This is a genomic window from Pedobacter sp. 05T44, from assembly GCF_056395985.1.
On record NZ_JBFTKO010000005.1, the window covers coordinates 38,917 to 62,488 of the forward strand.

Here is a 23,572-nt window from a genome sequence, read left to right on the forward strand (position 1 = left end):
GTTCATTCATTGAGTAAGTTTTCTGATTCATCACATTTTTACCGTTGTTCATCACATTTTAATAAATCAGTTCATCTAAAGGTTATTATTGTGTTAAAAAACAATCAGGTATGAAAAAAAATATTGCTCTATTGTGCTTAATGTTTGTTGTTATACAGGCTTCGGCCCAGTTTAACCTTATGGGAAAAATCCTAAATTATACTGGCAAAGAAGATCTAGTCGTCAACATTCCATTGGTATACGGTTTTCATAAAGAGAATTCTATATCTATTCCTGTAGCGAAAAATGGCACATTCAATATCACCCTACCTACTGAAACACAAAATTTTGTCAGCTTGATTTTTCAAAGACAGTTTTACACGCTTCTGATCACCAGGAATAAAAATTTAACAGCTAGTATAAACGAAAATAATAAAAACCTTGAGCTCTTATCAGGTACTGCTTTGTTGGAAAAMAAGCTGCTGCAAAAAATCAACATAATGGAAAATCCGGCCTTTATGGAAGAACAGGCAGCACATCTTTATGGAGGTCTTAATTTTACTGAATTGAATGCTAAGCTGATCCAGCCTTATCTTGCTAAACGAGATGAAAAAATCGATATCATAACGGCCTCAAAAATTTCGTTGAAGAACAAAAAGCTGATCATATCAGAAGTAAAATATCTTGCTTACAATTATCTAAATGATTTTGCGAGAACACAGCTCAACAATAAGCCTGCTATCGACAGCATGATTATTAATCTTTTTGATAATAGCATCATTAAACCTGAAGTTTTTCCTGCTGGTCTTCAGTATTACTCCTTTGCCGACAACTATCTCCGGTACCTGGAAACCAAAGCTTTTTTAAAGATTAAAAAAGATAACATCAAGCCCACCGAACCGATACCGTACTATGGGATCAGTTTAGATAGTGCCAATGTAGTAGTAAAAAAATATGGAAAGCCATATTGGAGGTGGGTGGGCAGTACCAAGAACTTTCCTGAACCAGTTACCGAACAGTATACATATCAGCAGATCATAAACTTGTACTATGACAAAGACCTAAGGCAAATCGCTGCGCTTTCAGAGGTATTTAAAAAGCGGTTTCCTCAAAGCAAATTTAATCAGGAGATTGATCAAAAAGTAAATTCATTAAGGCAAATGCTTGCTCAGAACGAATCAAACACTGATATCGTGGTTTTAAAGGATTACGACAAAATACAATCAGTTTATGATGTTATAGCTAAGTATAAAGGCAAAGTGGTTTATCTTGATGTTTGGGGCACATGGTGTGGCCCCTGCAAAGAGGAGCTTAAATTTATGCCTCAACTCAAATCTGCTTTTACCAATAAGGATGTTATATTTCTTTATCTGGATATGGATGAGGAAGATCGCGATGCCATCTGGAAAGAGTTCATTAAAGTAAACGGGTTAACAGGAGTACACTTCCGTAAGAACAGACAAACTATAGCCCCGCTGTGGAAAGAATTATTGGCAGACAACCAGGATAAAGCTGAATACTACCCCCAGTATTTCATTTTTGATAAAGAGGGAAAGGTAGCCGTAAGTAAGGCTTTACGCCCAAGCGACAAAGAAGCACTGTATCAGCAAATCAACTCTGTGTTAGTTCATTAATTCTGAATAACAAGAAGGTCATCAAATCAACCATTTGGGTTTTAGCTAAGCCTTTTTCAGACAACTTATATTCTACCCTTGGCGGTAGTTCCTTATAAGCCAATCTTTCCAGTAGACACTTCTCCCAACTCTTTTAGTTGTGAAAAGTGTCTACTTCACAATTCAGAAAGCACTACCGTATAGAAAGATCATATTGAGTACGTCATTCTTTGACTAACAACTTCAAATACGTAAAAATCTTCCCACTATGCTCCGCTTCGTGATAATTAGCGGCTTGTAAAGCCTGGACATGATTTTTCACTTGAATTCCGATGGGTAACTCAAACGGGTTATAGTTGACAAATAATCTGGATTCAAGATCGGATTCAAGGTGGTTAACTGTATCAATCAATAAATGTTTCACCTCGTTAACATCCGGAGTAATTTTCCAAGAACCCGGAGACGATCCAATTTTGAAGGACTCCATGAATTCCTTAGATATATACATTGGTAACCCGCTACGCATATACATATGCCTCTGTTGAGAAGTAATACAATGACCGATTTGCCAAATTATATTATTGTTAAAACCCTCTGGAATTTTAAATAATATTTCGTAGTTACTTGTTTCCATTAATTGCAATAGCCTAATCCTGCTAGCTCTTAAAATTTCACATTCGAAACGTTCATTAATCATTTAAGTTGGTTTAAGTGCTTAGCATCAGAAGAAGCCATTATGTTCTCTAAAGTAACCTTTTCCTGTTGAAGTTCAAACTTTCTCCGATTGATACACAGTCATGGCTTACTTAGTGATTTAAGATGTTTGCTTTTCTTGTTCTTTTATCAGGAAGCTTGAGTAAATTGCGAATAATTATATACTTGAACGATGTCAAATTTTGAGACGCTTTTCTATTACATTCAAGAAACATCTGGCAAATCGCTCTCAGAGGATGACAAGCATTTGTTAATGGCACATTTTAAACCCAAAAAACTTCGAAAAAGACAATACTTCTTACAGGAAGGGGACGTGTGCAAATATATTGGGTTTATTGTAAAAGGATCCGCCAGGACCTTTACGGTAGATGACAAAGGGCATGAACATATACTGAAATTGTCTTTGGAAAACTGGTGGATAGTGGATTTTGAAAGCTTTTACCTGTTAACGCCAAGCCGCTTTAATATTGAAGCGCTGGAGAATCTGGAGGTGCTGCAATCTACCAATGCTCAAATTGAGGAGTTTCTTAAGCATATACCTGCCTTTTCAGCGATGTCCAACGTAATTAGTCAAAATAACACCATTGCAACACAAAAAAGAATGCAGGCCGCTATGATCTATACCGCTGAAGAGCGTTACGAGGACTTGATCAGCAATTATCCGCAGTTTCTACAACGGTTCCCGCAAAACATGATCGCTTCTTATCTGGGCTTGTCCCCGGAAACTTTGAGCAGATTAAAGAAAAATTCTTTTAAATAAATCTAATCTCAATCGATATAAGCAGTAGTGACCGCTCTAGCATTCTACTGCTTTGCTTTTTTGCATCTTTGTTAAGTTGTTATTTTACAAATCCTTATCCGATTAAAGTGATTAAGGTCATCGCCTTAACTTGATCTGGGTCAAGCTTACTTAATGATCCATATCAATATCCAGTTCCCTGTAAGTCAGGATCTTTGGATATATTAATACATAAAAATCATGAGTAAATTAGAAAACAAAGTAGCGGTAGTTACCGGTGCTTCGAAAGGAATAGGTGCCTCTATCGCCAAACACTTTGCGGCAGAAGGCGCAAAGGTAGTTGTGAATTACGCTTCAAGTAAAGAAGGTGCAGATAAAGTGGTGAAGGAAATTACTGACAACGGAGGCATAGCCATTGCGGTACAGGCCGATGTATCTAAAGAAGCTGATGTAAACAGGTTGTTTGAGGAAACTAATAAGGCATTCGGCAGCCTGGATATTTTGGTAAATAACGCGGTTTATCAGGGATATGCACCTATTGAACAGATATCAGCAGAAACTTTTCATAATAGTTTTAATGTCAATGTACTTGGTCCCATACAAACTATTCAGGCAGCTTTAAAATTGTTTGGTGATAAGGGTGGCAATATAATCAATATCAGCTCAGGCGCAAGCAAGATGCCTCTTCCGGGAGCCTCGTTATATTCCGCAACTAAAGCGGCTTTAGATGCCATAACGATCTCTTTGTCGAAAGAACTGGGTATCCAAAAGATTCGCATCAATTCTATTTTGCCGGGTGCTACGGAAACAGAAGGTGCAGCTAGTGCGGGCGTCACTACCGGCAGTGAGTATGAAAAAATGTTTATTGCCAACACACCACTTGGTCGCAGAGGTAAGCCCGAAGATATTGCGAAAGCAGCCGTATTTCTGGCTTCCGATGATGCCGCGTGGGTTACGGGTGAGCAAATTTCCGTGTCGGGCGGAATGTACGGCTTTTAAATCATGCTGTGGTTTTGAGTCCCCGACGGTGATCATCGGGGACTTTTATTTGCCTTCAGAAACCTTTGATCGGACCATGTCCCTACTACATATTCTGTAGTGAGTCAGCATTTTGAAAATGCTCACCCCAATACAAAAAAAGCCTCCAAATCATCGATTTGCAGGCTTTTATACGTTTTGTTACTCATTTCAGTGGTCCCGACGAGAATCGAACTCATATCTAAAGTTTAGGAAACTTCTATTCTATCCGTTGAACTACGGGACCAATAATAAATGCTATTAAAGGATAAATAGTAATAGCAGGCGCAAATATAATAATAAAACAATGCCTTTAAATAGTACTTCCAACAAATTTAACTTTCATAAAAATGCCAGCAGGAACCACCCTGCTGGCAAGCCAAACTAATTTACAAGCATTTATTGCACCTAAGCTTGTTTCTTTAAAGGCCGTAGGCACTGATTTCACCCAGCACCATATTACTATCTGATCCTTGAGTACCAACAAATTTAAAATATCTTGCTTTTGGACTATTAGGAAGCACATAACGTTGCTCACCGTTCAAGTTATGATCGAAATCAAAACTTCCCTGGCTTACCCAGGTTACATTATCTGTGCTGGTTAAAAACTCAAACTTATCCGGTCCACGTTTATCTCCCCCAGGTGAATCAAAATCTGTTCTCCAAACTCCAAATTGAGTAAGTATTCTAGGTGCACCCATATCAATTACTATCCAATGTGGATAATTTGAACAACCAGCACAGGTATGCCAACGAGTATGCTCGGTCCCGTCAATAAAATTAACTGCTGCATTATCCCCTCCTGGATGTTGAGACGAAAACGCAACAACATGCCAGTCTCCTTTATCAATAGAGAACAAACCACCATCTGAATAAGACGTATAGAACTTATCAACACTCAATGAGTCTGGCCTAAATATCGTTCTAAACTGGTAATTTGTATTTGCCAGCATGTCGGTTATTTCTGTAGTTTTCACTTCAGTAGTTTTAAGAAGCACCGGGAATATTTGAGTTTTGGCAGCTCCCGAAACATCTGTGTATTTAATCTCTGAGGCATAAGCTCCATTGGCAACATCAGCACCACCCCAGTTTATAGTTAACTTGCCCGCCGCATTAATTAATGTAGAGTTTACGGGCCTGGTTAATAATTGTGATTGATACCTTTCTCCATAAGAGCCACCATTTACTTCTACCGGAACCGAGATATTTCCCTGCGCATCAAAGGTACGGATAACGAATGTGTAGTTTTTTTCTTGCAAATTGTCTACCATTACTTTTACCGTATCCCCGGTAATCGCAGCAACATCAACAACTACAGAATCGGCAAAACTATTCCAATAAACTTTGGCTTTAACAACAGTCTTATCAACACCCTTTGGCCATACAATTTGAACCCTGTTTCGCCCAGACTGTGCAATTGCTATTGCTTTTCCGGGGTAGACCAAACCAGAAGGGACAACGTATTCTTTATATGTTGCATCCATCTTTCTACAGGCAGAAACCAGACAGATTGCGGCAAATAATATTAAACTGAAATGATATGTCTTTTTCATAATACTATGTTTTTTGTTTAGATAAGCCATCTATGGTACTATTTGTCCAAAGAATTTAAGCTCCATGATTACTACCTGCCCCGGGCTACTATAGGTCTCTAAAGATTTCAAACGAAGGTACCGTACCGCAGCGGGTTGCGTGGCGAAATAGAAATCAGCCCCCAGGTTACAGGCATAATTAATATCTTCATTTGTTTTTTGACCTAACGGCAAGTTTGATGGTTTAAGTGTGGTAAATTCACCCAGCAAAGTCCAGCTTGTCCAGCTGCCATCCGGATTTGGGGAATTTGAGCCATACAGTTCAAAATTTTTCAAACCAGATCCGGTATAACAATGGTCATTTTGTTCCATGTATTGTTTAAATCTACTCAGCAAAACTTTTTTCCCTAAGTCAATCGTGATCCATTGCGGTAGAGATGAAGCGTTTGATGAAGCATAAAGTCTTCTATCGGCTAAGCCATTCCATAAATTCTCAATATTATAACCGGCATTAGCAAGAGCAACCTGATCAGTAGGTAATACCAATTTTTTATAAGTATCGCTTGGTATTTCGATTTCAGGTTTAGGAGTTAATGTCTTAATTATCGTATCAGATTTATTATTCCAGCGGTCCCGGATGTACATTGCAAATTTTTGTGCCTTAGCATCAAAACCGCGGGCGGCAAAATCTCCGGCGGTGGCTGCTGTATAAAAGGTCCTCACCGTAACCCAGTTATTGTTTCCTGTGGTATCTTTCAATACTACTATTGCCAAGTCCGCTTTAAAAGGATTTAATATAGCTACGTTAACCCCACCGAAGGTTTCTTTAAAAACTGCTGATTCAAATACAGATTTAACAGGGGGTGTTTTTGGTTGTAATTCAACCAAAATCGGTTCAGATTCTTTTTCGTTGGCAGCCACACTGTATACCTTCACTGTGTGAACCAATTCATCTCCAAAACCTACCAAACGAAGGGTATCTGTATATCTCGATGATTTCGCCTCTCTAAACACACCTTTTTGTATTTCATACACAGCCTTAACATAAGCCAGGTTTAAATCTGCAGGAAGCTTGTAGGTTAATATGCCGCCCCCTGGGGTTGCCTCTACTTTTATATTGCTAACTTGCATCGGAGCAGGTGTATTTCCATCTACAAAATCCATCCGCCCTTCTTTTGAACAACCGTACCATAAAAGAGCGGTGAACAATGCTCCGATAAAATATATTTTTTTCATTTTCTCTCTTAATTAAATGATTAGTCCTTAAACGATATGATCTACCAACCTAAGTTTTGAGCCAAATTTCTATTGTTAACAATATAGTTTTCGTCAATAGGCCAGAAATAGTCCTTTGATCCAAACGACTGGTTATAAACCACTGTAGTTCTATAGTAGGAAATAGGTTCTGTTTGTGAAAGATCCCAACCAAGAATTTGCTTATTCAATTCGGTGGCAGATTCTTTCCATCTTCGAAGATCCCATAGGCGCTGCGACTCAAAAGATAGTTCAATTAACCTTTCCTGATGAATAATAGCGCGCATACCGTCCTTATTCTGGTATTTTACTGGATTGGTCGAGAAGTTAGTCCATGATGCAGCAACCGTAGGCAAACCAGCCCGGGCTCTCACTAAATCAATATATTTGTTTACTTCTGTACCCGGCCCTTCAGATTCGTTTAAGGCTTCGGCATACAACAAATACAGGTCAGACAAACGCATAATTGGGTAAGGATAGTTAACAACCGAATAATCATCTTGTGAATTGATCACGTTTTGAAAATGGATCAGCTTTTTAAGATTATATCCGGTCACAGTATTGAATCCATATTTACCTTTACCGTTACGCTGTTTAAATTTACCTTCTAAATAAAATAGCCCCATAAAATCTTTGTCGTCATAACGTCCGTGCCCGTAATAGACAGCTCCATCAAATCCTAAGTCGGCATAAAAACGTGGCTCCCTGTTAAAATGTAAGCCTACCGTAGTATAGCCCTTATGTACATATAGCCTATCTGCATCTCCCGAAACCCGTAAATTATAGCGGCCTGTGTAATCATAAGTTTTGTCTTCGTTAATCGGAACACCATTGGAGGAATAGAACATTTCTGCAATTTTTAAAGGTGGCGACAGCTCACCTCTGGTGATCACACCATCAAGATATCTGGGATCCCACCAGCTAGATATTAACCTTTGTAAATTATAGGTGTCCGATTGTGTATTTGCCCAAATGACCTCGCTATTCCATTTTTCTGTAACAGCACCATTAATACTTAATTGGGTTTTGATGGTATCGCTAACGATAAATTGCTGAAAGGATGGATTATAAATATACAATTTCATCCCTGCTGATGCACACACATCTATTGCTCTTTTACAGGCAACAACCGCAGTATCCCATTTAGCTTTAGAATACGTAGTATTAAATAATTGCGTTCCATTCGAGTTTTTTAAAGCCGACTGGTCTGTATTTCCGTTAAATAACGGGCTAGCTGCAGTAACCAATACTTTTGCCCTTAAAGACAATGCAATTGGCAAGGTAATACGCCCTGCTTCTGTTGCCGGACTGATTATGGTTAATGGAAGACCAGGCGCTGCCTCGTTAAGCAAGGTTGCAATGTAATTGAAGCAGGAATCCACGGGATCGCGGAAAACTTTTACCTCATTAACATCCGCAGAGATGGGTAAATTATTTTTAATCAAGGGAATTGGCCCATACATTCTAACTAAACAGAAGTGATAGTATGCCTTAAGAAATTTCACCTCTGAAATCCAGCTAATCTTCTCTTCTGGTTCCATGTCTGGCACCTTTCCAATGTTTTCAAGAAAGATGTTGCAATCTCTTATTCCCTGATACATTTGCTGCCACCTGTCGCCCAATGGACCTACTTTACTTTGAAATCCTTTGGCCATGTCTAAATAAGCACCTCTTTCGGGTATTTCCCAGAGCTCATCGCCACCAACCATTGCCGGATCATCTCCCAACTGGCCATTTTTCGGCATAAAGGAGTAGCAAGTGTATAAAAATTTCTTCGCCTGTGTACGTAAGGTAAATGCATTATCAATGGTAGCTACGTTATCAGGCACAACATCCAGAAATTTTTTGCAGGAACTAAGCCCGGCTAAAAAGACCAGAAAACTGGCTCCGAGTATAATATATTTTCTCATAATTTGTATGATTTACTTCAGTGAAATATTTAGACCTACGTTAAATACACGTTGTATAGGATAACCTAAACCATCGCCACCCATTTCTACATCCCATAAATTGAACTTACTGATATTGAACAAGTTGGTTGCATTCACATAAAGTCTAAAACTTGATGTATGTAATCTTTTTTGGATACTGTTAGGTATCTTATAGCCAATTTCAACTTGTTTAAGTCGTAGAAATGCGCCATCACGCATAAACCAGGTACTTCTTTGATTGTTGTTGTCATTAATTGTGGGACTTAATCTCGGCCAAAGCGCATGTATATCACGTGAATCTTCAGACCAGTGACTATCAGCATAAGCTTTTAAGAGTTGGGTCTCATTATTGAAAGGAGATGTGGCACGCGAGTCAATCCAGAATGACTCATTTGATAATCCCTGAAAGAAGGCAGAAAAATCAAAACTTTTATACCCCGAAGAAAAACCAAAGCCATAAACTACTTCCGGTAATCTAGGGTTGCCAATAGGTACCATATCCGCGCCTGTAATCTGACCATCGCCATTTACATCCGTATATTTAATGTCTCCACCGCCGTAAGGTCCGAAATTTTGTTTTGGAGAGTTTGCTGCTTCTACATCATCAACAAACAGACGTTCTGCAATCAATCCATAATCCTGGAAAATAGGGTGGCCAATGCGGCTACGGTATTTTTCATTATAAACTGGTTCTTCATAAACGGTAAATTTACTTCTTGCATAGGTAAAATTTCCGGTTGCTGCAATCCAAAAATCCTGCCCTACGTGTTGATTATATTCAAAGGAAATATCCGTTCCTTTTCCTGAAGCTTCACCAACATTGGCTCTTATATCAGCCGTTAAGCCCATGGTAACAGGAATTGCCGCTCGGCTCATTAGTATATTTTTACGCTTTTCTGAATAAACCTMGGCAGTGATTTTTAATTTGTCAAAAAGTCCTATTTCCAACGCTAAATTGGATTTAGTTGATTTCTCCCAGGTAATATCTTCATTGGCATATCTGGAAATATTTACTCCATTTAAATAACTACCGGCACCAAGTCCATTCCCAAAAGTAGCCCCTCTAATGCTTGCATTCATGTCTACATTAGAAAGGTAAAAGAACCGATCTGAAGGTGAGCCAATCGCATCATTTCCAATTAACCCATAGGTTGCTCTTAATCTTAAATTATTTACGATGGGTTTAATTTTCCCGAAAAACTTCTCATTAGAAAGCGTCCAAGCAACACCTACAGACGGGAAATAACCGTAACGCTGTTTAGCAGCAAATCTTTCTGATCCGTTATAACCAAAGTTATACTCCAGATAATAACGACTATCATAATTGTACGTTGCCCTGCCCGAAACACCCATATTTCTGGAAGGAAGAGATTGTTGAAGGTCACTACCATTTGCACTTAAATTGTTCTGCAACATAGCAACAATCAGGGCACTAAACCCATGCTTTGCGAAACTACGACTGTAATTTATCTGCCCTTGTCCGTAAAATACAGAATTCAGAACTCTATTTCCTGGAGCATAATTTAAATATTCTGTCCCAGTATCTTCATTCATAGCGTCTATTGCATATGTATTATCTACAGGATCATAACCTATAAGCTTATAGAAATAAGGATTATAAGCCCTGGTTACATCGAAAAATGTGGTGCGGTTAGTATTCATCATCACCTGTGCATTAAGCCCTTGAGTTAAAAAAGAAAGATCTTGCTTAAGTTCTAATTGTGCCAGCATCAATGATCTTGAAGAATCCTTGTAGCCCCTAACCAAGTCTGCGTATGGATTTGTATATCCACCACCGCCTATGTCAGAGTTACCAAACATGATGTGTTTTACAAATTGGTGCTGCTCATCGACAGGATAATATTGGGGGAAGAGTACCGGGTTGGAACGCATTACCTTTTGGTACATTTCGGCACCACCATCTATAGGGCCCGTATATTCGTCAAAATTACCACTTAAACGAACCACCATTTCAGTTGTTTTGGTCAGGTTTATATTTACGTTAGATCGAAGCGAATAACTTGTTAAATCTATATTGTTATTGAAATTATTCCGTTGATCTACTTTTAATAATCCATTATCCTTACTTAAGGATCCGGAAACAAAATACCTTGCAACTTCGCCACCTCCGCTCACATTTAGATTAGCGCGTTGATTGGTGGTATAGTCTTTAAAAACCAAAGCCCTCCAATCATTTGCCGGATAAATATTCGGGTTTAAGCCTACTCCGGTATTAGCAATTTTTTCGTCGCTATACAATACTTGTCCCAAAGGATTGCGCGTTAATACGGCTTCGTTAGCCTGCTTCATGTAGGTAACAGGGTCTGCAAGTTCAATATCCTTTACCGAGGCTGAGAGCGAATTTTCTAATCGAAATGAAATTTGTGCCTTACCAACTGCCCCCTGCTTTGTGGTAATCAAAATTACCCCATTTGCTCCACGGGCACCATATAATGCCGTTGAAGTTGCATCTTTCATCACAGAAAAACTGGCAATATCATCGGTCTGTAAACGGGCGAGTTCAGTTGTACCAACCTCCATGTTATCAATTAATATCAGGGGATCATTTTTATACCCAAACGTAGTAACACCGCGTATAAAGAAATTTGCATTGTCTTTACCTGGTTCCGCACCACGCTGAAATGCAATCATACCTGGAATACGACCCGCCAGAGCCGTTGTTAGATTGCTTGATGGAATTTTAAGGTCTGATACCTTAACAGACACAACTGAGCCTACTAAATCGTTTTTCTTCTGAGTGCCAAAAGCAACTACTGCAACTTCTTCAAGCGCATTTTTATCATCGGGTAATAGTTTAACATTGACTGTATTTTTATCACCAATTGTAATTTTCTGTGTAGCGTATCCAACAAAAGAAAAAATCAGCACTTCCAAATCACTGTTTACCTGTATGCTGTACTTACCGTCGGGGCTGGTCATTGCGGCACGTTTAGGTTTAGAACCCTCAACGGTGATTGTAACATTCGGAATTCCCACTCCTGTTTCGTCTAAAACAGTTCCCGTGACGATGCGCGGGGCGGCAATTTCATTTAAAGTCTCTATTTCTCTCAATTTCAGTGCAAAAACAAAATTGCACACCATTGAGAGAGCTATGAGAACAAGCGTTTTTTTCATACCTTTACTCTGTTTAAATGTAAATATTCGCAGCTAACGGATCTCTAGGTTGCTTCCGTGGTTCCGTGCTGCACTAAAAGAATTGTGACATTTGACTGTTGGCTATTCAATACTTCTTTAGGCCAATAAAGAAGTATGGATAGTTGACATAAATGGATGTATAAGTTCTATTTCATAAGTACCTGCCTCTCTGTAAATAAAACAGAAAACGATACTGCATTTTAATAAGAATGAGAGGACGCATACTGTTTGGTTTGTATTTGGTTAATACAATAATAGTTTTTGCAAGCATCATCCGCAACCTGTTCTGTCTGATGCAGATACACTTACGCTAGCACCATCTATCTGTTTCACAATGAATTCCTTGCCGTAACTTTAAAAGGAATTGCCAAATGCCCCTTTAAATTATCAAGAACCATGTTTGCTGCGGCTTCACCCATCATTGCAAAATTGGTCGATATGGTTGTAATTCCTGAGAGGATTAGCTTCTTTATCGGTGTCTCGTTATAAGATATGACCCCTATCTCAGAACCAATTTTGAGTTCATTATTCACTATTTTTTCTACAAGTTCAACCAAATGGTCTTCCCTCAAATTAATATATGCCGTTCCCGGTACAAATGTCTCACTTTTCAAATCTGACAATACCTCATAGTTAAAAGCATACTTCAGGCAAAAATCAGTAAAGCCGGTTAAGATCTTTGTGGAATAGTAACTTTTAGAAGGAAAAATAATTTTAATAGTATGATAGTTACTCAATCTTACTTTAAGTTCTTCAAGTGCATAAGATATATCATTTTCGAAATCCTCGTATACCGTACAGAAATCACCAGATATTTCCGGGATCAGCTTGTCAACCAATACCAGTTTCTCTTTTGGCAAGCTGTTTATCAATGCGTAAGCTTTGTCATGTTCATTAAAGAAATGCGGAATAATCACAACCTTGTTATAACGATCTGGCTTATTTTCAAGAATTTTTCTGAACTGACTAAAATTGTTATTGTAAACATAAAAATCTATGGATACATCATGTCCTAGTTTAGCAGTAAAGGCATCATATATGATTTTCTTATGGTCGCTTAGTTTATTAAAGAGGAGCAAAATTTTGAAAGGTTGCTCAAATTCAGCATTCGATACAAAATAGCCTTTCCCTGGCACGGAATCTACAACTCCAAACTTCTTTAAGCCCAAATAAGCCCGTTCAATTGTATTTCTTCCAACCTCAAGGCTTTCACTTAAATAGTTAATGGAGGGCAGTACATCATTAACATCTATCTCGCTGGTTTTAATAGCATTCAGTATAGAATCGAAAATCTGAAGATACTTCGGCGTTTTTGAGTATTCATTTATTTCAATTATTTTGAGATAATTTTTCATAATAAGAATAGTTTATCAGTTCCACCCCGCAATCCCATAATTGATTATCTTTAATATTTCGTTAGCAAATGCCCTAATCTTCAAAATTATTGGTTAAGGGTGCGGAAGAAATAGAGAATCTGATAAATCAAATGTACTTTTTGGCAGTCAACATCCTTCTCCCGGTCAGCCTTTTTATCAAAAAGGACAAAGAAAAGTGCATTTTGTAAAAATTTAGTAGCCTAAACCTAGCTTCTATTCTAGTTAGTCCATGTTGAGTTCATGGTAAGTCCATGTCCAGTCCATGTTTTGCCAATAAAAACTTGGATATACCACTCATTATCAGTAAATTCTAATTTTATTTTTCCGTAACCGAACTATTCTGCGCGTTTAATTTTAAACCACCAAACGATGGGAAGACTTGACGGCAAATACATTAGGGGGCTAGTTGGCGACTCTGTTTTTAAAAAAGTCGGCAAAACACAAATAGTTCAGGGCAAATCCAAGAAAAAGATAAGATAAACTGTTGCGACTAAAAAAGCGGCGGGTATTTTTGGCAAAGCCAGTAACCTGGCATCTGACATCAGAGTGCTCCTTTCGCAAACTATTGGCGAACATGATAGTATGGCCATCTCGCGATTTACCGGAGAAAATGCTCTGATACTGAATTCAGCTTTGATCCGTGAATCACAAACATCTGATTTTTCAAATGCTGTATTTGATAAGCTTAATGGTTTTGAGTTTAATATAGATTCTCCGGTAAGAAGGCTTTTGTTTGCCCAACCCACGGTTACAACAACCGGTGAGGCCATTAAAATAGCCTTGCCTGAAATGCACATCCCAAAAGACCTTAAGTTCCCCACCGAGGGGAACAATTGCATTTTAGCTTTTCAGGTGGCATTATTTGATATGGAAAATTATAGATGCCGGAAATAGGAAACACAATCTATTGAAATAAGATATGAATACAAACCGCTTACTGTACCCGCTACAGAATTCAGTTTTGATACCCAAGCCGGATGCCTTTGTGTAATAACGGTTACGCTTCGTTATTACACAAAGACCTTTGCCGGGAACTTAGGAATTAATAGTAAATCCTTTAATCCAGCGGCTATATTAAAAGCCTTTATAATTCCAGGAACAGTAAATCCGGATGCAACTGACGGCTGGAGAGAAATGTCATTCAATGTAAAATAATAGTGTGATTCGATTATCGAATCACACTACCATTGCTATGATTTTGTACTGGCGATACAAAAGCCAGTTTGCCATCCGAATCTTCAGACATTAAGATCATTCCCTGAGATAGAATACCCTTAATTTCACGAGGGGCAAGGTTTACAACCAAACTAACCTGTTTCCCAATTATTTCTTCTGGTTTATAATATTCGGCGATGCCAGAAACAACCGTTCTTTGATCTATACCTGTATCAAGCGTTAGCTTTAATAGCTTTTTGGTCTTTTCAACCTTTTCTGCTGCTACAATTGTAGCTACCCTGATATCAATTGCTGTAAACTGTTCAAATTGGATGTTTTCCTTAGCAGGCTCAACTGTTGCTGTTGCAGCAACATTATCAGCTTTGCTCTTGTTAAGTTTATCTATTTGAGCTTGTACAGTTTCGTCTTCGATTTTATCAAATAGTAACACAGGCTCATTAAGCTGATGTCCGCGTTTCAACAAGCCCATTTTACCGGCATCTTCCCATAAATGACCGCCGTAGTTCAACATTTTCTGCAATTTATCGGCAGTAAATGGTAAAAACGGTTCAATCAAAATTTCTATAGTAGCAGCAATTTGCAAACTGATATTTAAGATGGTACGAACACGATCTTCATCTGTTTTAATTACCTTCCAGGGCTCCGTTTCTGCCAGGTATTTATTACCTAAGCGAGCAACATTCATTACCTCCGATAAAGCCTCTCTGAAGCGATAATTTTCAATCGAAGCGCTGATTTTTGCAGGGTACGCAGCCAAATCATCAATCACTTGCTGATCTTCCGGAGTTTTAGTCATGCACATTGGAACTTTCCCTCCGAAATACTTATGGGTTAAAACTACCACCCTATTAATGAAGTTACCTAAAATGGCAACCAGTTCATTGTTATTTCTTGCCTGAAAATCTTTCCAGGTAAAGTCGTTATCTTTTGTTTCAGGTGCTGTAGCAGTTAAAACGTAACGCAAAACATCCTGCTTATCTTTAAATTCAACCAAATATTCATCAAGCCAAACTGCCCAATTTTTAGAGGTCGATATTTTTTGACCTTCCAGATTCAGGAACTCATTTGCAGGTACATTATCCGMCAATATATAATCGCCGTGGGCCATTAACATTGCGGGGAAAATAACACAATGGAATACGATATTATCTTTACCTATAAAGTGAACAAGCTTGGTTTCATCATCTTTCCAGTATTGTTCCCAGTTGCCATTTTCTACCTCGTTTTGGTTAATGTAATATTCTTCAGCTTTAGGGTTCCAGATACCCAAACGAGCATATTCAAATAGCTCTTTTGTTGCCGAAATATAGCCAATAGGCGCATCAAACCATACGTACAAAACTTTACCTTCTGCACCTTTAACCGGAACTTTAATACCCCAATCCAAATCTCTGGTCATCGCACGAGGCTGTAGGCCCGCATTAAGCCAGCTTTGGCATTGTCCGTATACATTTGGTCTCCACTCTTTGTGGCTTTCAATGTAGATTCTTAATTGATCCTCGTATTTATCAAGCGGCAAAAACCAGTTCTTTGTTTCTTTGCGTACTGGTTTCTCTCCAGATAAAGTAGATTTAGGATTGATAAGATCCGTTGCATTTAAAGTACTTCCGCAATTTTCACACTGATCGCCGTAGGCATTTTCATTTCCACATTTAGGACAAGTACCAGTAATGTACCTGTCGGCCAAAAAAGTCTGTGCCTTTTCATCGTAGTACTGTTCAGTTACTTCTTCCGTAAAAACGCCTTTATTATATAGTGTTTCAAAGAAATCTGAAGCAGTTTGATGATGCATTAAAGAAGATGTACGGTGATAAATGTCGAAAGAAACACCAAGTTCTTTAAAGGAATCGCCAATAATTTTGTGGTATTTATCTACTATAGCCTGAGGGGTAGTTCCTTCTTTTTTTGCCTTTAAGGTAATCGGAACTCCATTTTCGTCAGATCCGCAAATAAACTTTACATCTCTTTTATTCGAGCGCAAATACCTTACATAGGTATCTGCAGGTAGGTAAACGCCGGCAAGATGTCCAATATGTACAGGTCCGTTTGTATAGGGCAGCGCAGCCGTAACGGTATATCTCTTTATTTTACTGTTATCCAAAACTATTTTTATTATTTTGTCAAAGATAAGTGTTTTATTAATGATTAAACAGCCAGCATATTTAAAAAAAGGCGACAAAATTGCGATTGTCTGCCCAGCAAGCAAACTTCCAAGAGGTATAGACTCAGCGGTACAACTCTTCGAATCCTGGGGCTTGGAAGTAATTATCGGGAAGACCGTTCATGCTGAGCACCACCAGTTTGCTGGTGATGATGTTCTGCGTACAGAGGATATTCAATTTTTTTTAGATGACCCCACTGTGAAAGCAATCATTGCTGGACGAGGGGGGTATGGTTGTATTCGAATTGTAGATGATCTTGACTTTAGCACATTTGTTGAGTATCCCAAATGGCTTGTCGGCTTCAGCGACATCACAGTATTGCTTTGTCACATCTACGCTCAATATGGCATTCAAAGTATCCATGGACAGATGCCTTATACGTTTAACGAGGCCACACCCGAGTCTTTAGCTTCTTTGAAGGCTGCGCTATTTGGTGAGGAAATAAGGTATGATTACCATCCATCACCATTGAATCGCGAGGGATATATGCAAGGGATTTTGATAGGTGGTAACCTTACTTTATTGGTGATGACGATTGGTTCAGCTTCTGAAGTCGACTATGAGGATAAGATCTTATTTATTGAAGATATAGGGGAACGTCCGGCAGCAATAGATCGCATGATGCACATGCTGAAGCGGGCAGGAAAACTGAATAAACTAAAAGGATTAATTGTTGGGGCTTTTAATGAGTTGCCTGAAGAGAAAATTCCTTTTGGACAATCGCCTGAAGAAATAATATGGGAAGTAGTGAAGGAATATGAGTATCMGGTATGGTTTAATTTCCCTATTGGGCATATGGATGATAACCGGGCAGTGGTAGTAGGTAAAAAAGGGTTGTTCATTAATTGAACAACCCTTATGTTAAAACTTTAACTTCTATTTCGTAATGTTAATTGTTACTTTTTGACTGCTAGCATCATTTTTAGAGCCAATTGTCAGCGCATTTCCGTCTGCGGTTGCAGCACTAACTAAAGTTAATGTAGCAGTAGCAGTGGTTGCTGGAGCTACAATAACTCCTACTGGAACAGCAACAGTTGCTACAGAAGTCAGTGCATCCCTGGCAATTGTAACCGTTTGATTAGGCAAATTTAATGCCCCTTCAACTTTGTAGGTAACTTTAACTGTTTGCTGAATTGATGTTCTTAAGGTAAATGTGAATGTTCCTGATGCACCTTCCTTGATAGTCTTTGTTGCTGTACTAGTTAGTGCTACATAAGCAGGAAGGCTATTACTGAAATCATAGTTATCTCCAGGACCTTTCTTTTCACATGACTGCAGGAAAAATACTGCAGTCAGAGAGAGTAATATTATAAGCTTTTTCATATTTCTATTATAAATCAAACCACATTTTTTCGTTATACCTTACAGTTGTTTTCGGCGCATTAGGGTTATTAGATATCTCATTCGTAATTGGATATTCAAACCTTCTAAAGATTGGACCGGCAGGTGCACCTATAGGTAGTGTAAGCACAGGAACTTCACTTCCGTCCGTTCCAGATCTTCTCCATTGCGTAAAGGCATCTAGACCTCGATCCATTTTATCAACCCATTGTTGTTCATGAATTGTCAACACCGCATTAGCTTGTCCGCTAAACGCTGGAAAAGATGTTGAGAATACACCCGCCTCGGTAGCGCTCACACCAAAGAATTTACATGATTCTGCGAGCCCTTGTTTAAATAACGTATTCGCCTTACCCAAATCTACTGGAACTCCCAATCCTCTTGCATACACTTCGGCTTCTGCAAATAACTGCTCTTGATAAGTATACATCACTTCTGGTGCAGCAGGAGAGTGCAAAGAAGCAGCAATCCTCGGATTAATAGCATCAACTGCGTCTGCTCCAGGTACAACACCAATATACGTTGCTTGCCCTGCAGGCTTATCAAAAAACTTCGGAAGACGAGGATCAACAGATGGAGCAGCATTCATAATATCAACAACTGGCTTGCTGGCAAAGAAGAAGTTCTTTCCACCATTGTATTGAAGGCTAATTGCATATTTCGGGTTTCTCTTATTAGGAACGTCCTGGTATGGTATGGCAACATTATCTGTTACACCATTTACCATCGCTTGTGCAGCGTCATTTACCAATGTTCCAATAGCCGCAGCTTTAGAAGGATCTTTATCCACCATTGTTAATAAGGTACGCAGCTTCAAAGATTTAGCTAGTTTCTTCCATTTAGCGATATCTCCTTTGTAAAGCAGATCATACCCATCATTATTAGCTCCAATTTTTAATGGGCTTGCCTCATCAAACTGTGCTAATGCCTGATCAAGAAGTGCCAGTGTTCCTTCCAACACTGTTTTCTGATCGTCAAACTTAGGATATAGAATCTCTGCCTTCCAGGCTTCTGTAAATGGAACATCTCCAAACGTAGTAGTGATGTCATAAACCATCATCGCCAACAATACTTTACTTTGTGCTGCCGCATTATTATTTGCAGGAGATGCAGCTTCTGAAAGCTTTATCGCTTGCTGAAGGTTTGCGCCACCCCTAACATACAGAGATACCCAGGTGTTATTGAAAAAGTTTGCAGAAAAAGTATAAATATCAGGACTAGGGTCACCACCAGACCAACCTGTTGGGTTGTTTCCACCAGCATTTAAAGACTGACCCGCTAATCCTATTGGAATGTACAAATCACCACTTGACCTTAAATTCATATAAGCTACCGTTGCGTAAGAGAATAGCAATTTCGGGTCAACCTGTTCAGCAGTATTTGGACTTGTATTTATATCCAGATATTTCTTGCATGAAGATAGCGTCAGTAACATAGTTAAGACACTAAACGTATATATAATTTTTTTCATTTTCATTAAATCTTAATTCTGATATTGAAACCAATGGTTCTTGTTGATGGTATTGAGTTAAACTCAACCCCTTCAGCAACACTCTCTGTTCCGAAGAAGTTAGCCTCGGGATCAATGTGTGGAACGTTATCATGGATAATCCATAAATTTCTGCCTTCTACACCAATCTCAGCTCCTTTAATAAATTTAACACTTGTTTGGAAAACCTTAGCTGGAATTTGGTATGATAACCTTACCTCTCTAAGTTTCACATAAGAAGCATCAAAAATATTTGCTTCAGTATTTGTAGTGGTGTATTGTGCCCAGTAATCTTGCATACTTGTTACCGGTGTTGTATTCGGAACAAAAGTACTTCCAGAAGCAACAACTCCTTTATCAATAAATACTCTTCCTCTGTTTAGCAATGTTTCTTTAGCTAAACCACTTGTTCTTAGTGAAGAAACAGAGTTAGAATAGATCACACCGCCTTTTCTAATGTCTACCAAGAAGCTCAATGAAGCTCCTTTGTAAGAGAAAGTATTGTTAATTCCACCTAACCAATCAGGACTCATATTACCTAGTCTTTTGTCGCTCACTGTTTTCCTCAATCCTGTTGCTTCATCAATAACCAGGTTTCCTGCATCATCTCTTAACCAAGCAACGCCATAAATACCAAATGATTTGCCAGACTCTGCCTTGATTGAAAGTCCGCTCCATCCGCTGGCTAGTGAATAAGAAGCAAGGTTGGAAGGCAATTCGATTTTCTGCACGTTTCTGGAGAAGTTAACATCCATGTTCCAAGTAAAATCTTGTGTTTTTACTGGGATCAATCCCAACGAAACCTCTACACCAGAGTTTTTCACAGAACCTGCATTCAATAATGCGGCAGAATAACCTGTCGATTGTGGCAATGGAAGTCTTACGATTTGGTCAGAAGTATTCGTATTATAATAAGTCACATCCAAATTAACACGACTTTGTAAAAACCTCAATTCAGCACCAACTTCATATGAGGCCTGATTTTGTGGTTTTAAATTAAGGTTCGGAATCGTAGCTGGGCTACTGAACGCAAGTACTCCATTGAATGGGAACGTAGAACCGTAACCATATTGAGCAAATGCCGCACTAATTGGAGAATATTGGAATACGCCTTGATAAGGATCGGTATCACTACCTACGTTAGCGTAACTCGCTCTTAATTTACCATAGTTGAACCATTCGCTCTTTGGAAGTAACTCACTAAATACAAAACTCGAGCTTATAGACGGATAAAAATATGATCTATTGTTCGCAGGTAAAGTAGACGACCAGTCATTTCTTCCTGTAACGTTTAAAAACAAATAATCTTTGTAAGATAAGCCCACGTCACCGTATACACCTTGAATGCGTTTCTGATTTGAAGTATTTGTGGTAACCACACTTCCTGCGTTTGCATAATTATATAGCTGATCAGCTATTAATTGTTGAGCATCTGAAAGGTCTCTGCGGTAGAAGTTTTCAAAGACATTGTATCCACCAATTACTTTCAAGCTCAGATCCTCTGTTAATTTTTGGTCAACAGTAAGCAACAGGTCATTGTTAATGATTCTATTGTAAATATTTGCTGCATAGAAATCACCTGTCAAAGATCCAATTGTTCCTTGTCTGGTTACCCCTCTTCTAAATTCGTTGTAAAAGTCAGTACCCAAATTATTTGAAATCGTTAACCAATTCAAAGGTTTATAGGTTACTATTGCATTACCAAATACACGATCAACAACATTTGAGAAGTTGTTATTGTTAACTACCCAATAAGGGTTGTTACCAGTTCTTGTAGGTGTTAGCGCAATTTGTTGTTTGGTAACCGGATCGAAATAGTTGTCTTTTAACACCTTTGTATCGATCGTTCTAGGAAGACCATAAACAATTGATTGAAGTACACTTGGATTGTTAGAACTTTGTACCGGACGACCGTCTGCTACAGTACGTGTGTAGTTTACATTTGTTCGTACATCAAGCCCTGGCGCAACATTTCTGCCCGCATTAAAGCTTACAACATTCTTTTTCAACTTTTCATTAGGAATAATACCGTCTTGAGTAGTATTGGTATAACCAAAGCGATAATCACCAGAGTCGCCGCCACCGTCAAAAGAAACAGAGTTGATATAGGTTTTTCCAGTATTATAGAAATCCTTTACGTTATCTGGATATGCTTGTAATGTAATCTGTTGACCAAGGTAGTTAGTAAAAGTTTTGTCTTGTACTTCAATGATTTTTGGTCCCCATCCATTCAAACTAGAGCTATTGACAGTTGGCCCGCTGCTATATACACCTTGAACACCTTGGGCATATTCGTTTTGAAAACTAGGTAATTTCAATACATTATCAAAGCGAGTAGAAGAATTTACCGTAATGGTAGTTTGTCCCTTTTTACCTTTTTTCGTCGTAATTACAATCGCTCCGTTTTTTGCACGAGCACCATAAAGTGCTGTCGCCGCTGCACCTTTAAGAACAGTCATTGACTCGATATCGTCAGAGTTTAAATCTCCGGCTCTATTTCCGTAATCTGATCCAGCGCTACCCTGAGGAACCGAACTAGTCGAAATGGTATTAACTTGCTGTGAACTATTATCCACTGGCAAACCATCGATTACAAATATCGGTTGGTTGGAAGTACTACCCGAGTTAAATGAAGAAGCTCCACGAATGATGATCTTAGAAGAGCCACCTACTGTTCCTGATTGAGCAGTAACCCTAACACCCGAAACTTTACCCGCCAGGGAATTGATTACGTTTGTTTCTCTAGCCTTTGTTAATTCATCTCCCTTTAAAGTTGTAACAGAATAACCAAGAGACTTAGCCTGCCTTGCTATACCAACCGCAGTTACAACAACTTCAGTTAAGGCTTTAGAATCTGATTCCAGAACTGCGTTAACGGTACTCCCAGAGATTGCTAGTGTTTGGACAGTGTAGCCTAGGTAGGAGAAAGATAATTCGGTAGAACCTGATGGTACAGAGATAGCATACTTACCATCTCCACCTGTTTGGGTTCCAACTTTGGAGCCTTTAATCAACACAGTTACTCCTGGAAGTGGTTTTCCATCTTCCTTATCCGTAACCGTACCAGTAATTGTTCGGTCTTGCGCCATTGCAGAAGTTGCAACGAACAACAATATGAACAAACTTTGTAAAAGTTTTTTCATAAAATAATAAATTTAGGTTAGTTAATAATGGCCTAATATATAGCGATTTTGATATGCAAGCATATTTTTATTGTGCCCCACAAAAACAAATGACAATAAAATGACACGAAGAGATGTTATCAAAAATTCAAAAAATACACCATAAAGAGAACAAAATTTCGAATATAATCCGCAAAAGTTGATTTGATTTCGAATATATCAAAAAATGCCGACTTTTAACGAATTAAAAATTGTTGCAAATATTACATAGGAATTAAAGAGAAATGCCGTGATAATTTTGGCGCACTTTATGCTATGGCCAATTTTAGGACACTAGGTGAAGTCCCAACATTCTAGCTGCTAAGAAATATATAAGGATAAGATGAGCCTGAGCATAAATAAGCTATCGGCTTCTTTAAAATAAAAAAGCCAGCCCAATTTTGGCTGGCTTTTTTTTATTTATCTGAATGGATTAATGATCATCCCCAGAGAATTTTGTTCTATGGTAGCCTCTAAGATTATAAGAATCTGGATCATCAGAAAATTTAATTGTTAATGAAATCGAATCTGTTACAGCTTTTGAGGAAGGACCTATAGCGCCATTTTTAATGATCTTACCATTTGTAATTGTCATTGTTAATGGTTCATCAGATTCATATTCTCCTACATTAGGGGCATTTTCTGCCGAAAATGTTAGGTCCTGAACGTTCACATTAATTTTAGAAGATACATGCTGACCAGGGCCTGCCCAAAAACCACTTGCATMCATCCACATTTGAGTAGAAGAATTATCTGCGGTATTATAAGTTATAAGCTGATAGTAGCCTCCCTCACCATCTATTTGCACCCACCATTCTCCAGACATGTCCTGAACAGCAGTGCCGCCAATAACTTCATCCTTCTTACATGCAGAAAGCATTATTACAAAAAGTGCTAGTATATATGTATATTTTTTCATGTCTTATGATTTT

At 38.5% G+C, this 23,572-nt stretch carries 17 protein-coding genes and 1 tRNA gene; 5 read left to right on the plus strand and 13 right to left on the minus strand.

The window, feature by feature from the left end:
* Positions 1-110: 110 nt before the first annotated feature.
* The gene (locus AC1DDK_RS10175; protein ID WP_477633876.1) at positions 111-1,613 is read left to right on the plus strand and encodes a TlpA family protein disulfide reductase; all 1,503 of its coding nucleotides are present in this window, start codon (positions 111-113) and stop codon (positions 1,611-1,613) included.
* Here the strand turns inward: AC1DDK_RS10175 and AC1DDK_RS10180 are convergent.
* Both AC1DDK_RS10180 and AC1DDK_RS10185 read right to left on the minus strand, forming a co-directional pair.
* Positions 1,591-1,725: a winged helix-turn-helix transcriptional regulator gene (locus AC1DDK_RS10180; RefSeq protein ID WP_353935619.1), complete on the minus strand. Its 135-nt coding sequence runs from the start codon at positions 1,723-1,725 to the stop codon at positions 1,591-1,593. The two genes, AC1DDK_RS10175 and AC1DDK_RS10180, sit on opposite strands and share 23 nt — an antisense overlap.
* A gap of 90 nt (positions 1,726-1,815) precedes the next feature.
* The gene (locus AC1DDK_RS10185) at positions 1,816-2,289 is read right to left on the minus strand and encodes a DinB family protein (protein ID WP_172659259.1); all 474 of its coding nucleotides are present in this window, start codon (positions 2,287-2,289) and stop codon (positions 1,816-1,818) included.
* Between the two features lie 189 nt (positions 2,290-2,478).
* Here AC1DDK_RS10185 and AC1DDK_RS10190 point away from each other — a divergent pair, with 189 nt between their 5' ends.
* Together AC1DDK_RS10190 and AC1DDK_RS10195 are read left to right on the plus strand one after the other, a co-directional pair.
* On the plus strand, positions 2,479-3,066 hold the full coding sequence (locus AC1DDK_RS10190) for a Crp/Fnr family transcriptional regulator (RefSeq protein WP_288881443.1): 588 nt from the start codon (positions 2,479-2,481) through the stop codon (positions 3,064-3,066).
* A gap of 219 nt (positions 3,067-3,285) precedes the next feature.
* The gene (locus AC1DDK_RS10195; RefSeq protein ID WP_172659261.1) at positions 3,286-4,044 is read left to right on the plus strand and encodes an SDR family NAD(P)-dependent oxidoreductase; all 759 of its coding nucleotides are present in this window, start codon (positions 3,286-3,288) and stop codon (positions 4,042-4,044) included.
* Between the two features lie 193 nt (positions 4,045-4,237).
* Here the strand turns inward: AC1DDK_RS10195 and AC1DDK_RS10200 are convergent.
* From AC1DDK_RS10200 to AC1DDK_RS10225, 6 genes are all read right to left on the minus strand, one after another.
* Positions 4,238-4,309: transfer RNA gene (locus tag AC1DDK_RS10200), tRNA-Arg, on the minus strand.
* 175 nt (positions 4,310-4,484) lie between these two features.
* Positions 4,485-5,615: a DUF4998 domain-containing protein gene (locus AC1DDK_RS10205; RefSeq protein ID WP_288881437.1), complete on the minus strand. Its 1,131-nt coding sequence runs from the start codon at positions 5,613-5,615 to the stop codon at positions 4,485-4,487.
* Between the two features lie 30 nt (positions 5,616-5,645).
* Positions 5,646-6,830 (minus strand): DUF5000 domain-containing lipoprotein, encoded by a 1,185-nt coding sequence (locus AC1DDK_RS10210; protein WP_288881434.1) that lies wholly within the window; start codon positions 6,828-6,830, stop codon positions 5,646-5,648.
* Positions 6,831-6,871: 41 nt separating this feature from the next.
* Positions 6,872-8,758: a RagB/SusD family nutrient uptake outer membrane protein gene (locus AC1DDK_RS10215; RefSeq protein ID WP_172662409.1), complete on the minus strand. Its 1,887-nt coding sequence runs from the start codon at positions 8,756-8,758 to the stop codon at positions 6,872-6,874.
* 12 nt (positions 8,759-8,770) lie between these two features.
* Complete coding sequence (locus AC1DDK_RS10220) at positions 8,771-11,914, minus strand: SusC/RagA family TonB-linked outer membrane protein (RefSeq protein ID WP_477633877.1); 3,144 nt, start codon at positions 11,912-11,914, stop codon at positions 8,771-8,773.
* Between the two features lie 350 nt (positions 11,915-12,264).
* Entirely contained in the window at positions 12,265-13,290 is a 1,026-nt protein-coding gene (locus tag AC1DDK_RS10225) for a GntR family transcriptional regulator (RefSeq protein ID WP_172662407.1), read from the minus strand.
* A gap of 603 nt (positions 13,291-13,893) precedes the next feature.
* Here AC1DDK_RS10225 and AC1DDK_RS10230 point away from each other — a divergent pair.
* Complete coding sequence (locus AC1DDK_RS10230) at positions 13,894-14,205, plus strand: hypothetical protein (RefSeq protein WP_288881429.1); 312 nt, start codon at positions 13,894-13,896, stop codon at positions 14,203-14,205.
* Between the two features lie 274 nt (positions 14,206-14,479).
* On the opposite strand, the gene metG is transcribed toward AC1DDK_RS10230, so the two are convergent.
* Positions 14,480-16,588, minus strand: a complete 2,109-nt coding sequence (metG, locus tag AC1DDK_RS10235; protein WP_477633878.1) for a methionine--tRNA ligase — start codon at positions 16,586-16,588, stop codon at positions 14,480-14,482.
* A gap of 40 nt (positions 16,589-16,628) precedes the next feature.
* Between metG and AC1DDK_RS10240 the strand changes: the two genes are divergently transcribed.
* Positions 16,629-17,498, plus strand: coding sequence for a S66 peptidase family protein (locus AC1DDK_RS10240; RefSeq protein WP_477633879.1), 870 nt, complete (start codon positions 16,629-16,631; stop codon positions 17,496-17,498).
* Between the two features lie 27 nt (positions 17,499-17,525).
* On the opposite strand, the gene AC1DDK_RS10245 is transcribed toward AC1DDK_RS10240, so the two are convergent.
* From AC1DDK_RS10245 to AC1DDK_RS10260, 4 genes are all read right to left on the minus strand, one after another.
* Positions 17,526-17,972, minus strand: a complete 447-nt coding sequence (locus AC1DDK_RS10245) for a hypothetical protein (protein WP_172662404.1) — start codon at positions 17,970-17,972, stop codon at positions 17,526-17,528.
* 7 nt (positions 17,973-17,979) lie between these two features.
* The gene (locus tag AC1DDK_RS10250) at positions 17,980-19,461 is read right to left on the minus strand and encodes a SusD/RagB family nutrient-binding outer membrane lipoprotein (RefSeq protein ID WP_172662403.1); all 1,482 of its coding nucleotides are present in this window, start codon (positions 19,459-19,461) and stop codon (positions 17,980-17,982) included.
* A gap of 5 nt (positions 19,462-19,466) precedes the next feature.
* Positions 19,467-22,622, minus strand: coding sequence for a SusC/RagA family TonB-linked outer membrane protein (locus AC1DDK_RS10255; RefSeq protein ID WP_337717113.1), 3,156 nt, complete (start codon positions 22,620-22,622; stop codon positions 19,467-19,469).
* Positions 22,623-23,073: 451 nt separating this feature from the next.
* Positions 23,074-23,559, minus strand: coding sequence for a lipid-binding protein (locus tag AC1DDK_RS10260; protein WP_477633880.1), 486 nt, complete (start codon positions 23,557-23,559; stop codon positions 23,074-23,076).
* Positions 23,560-23,572: the final 13 nt, after the last annotated feature.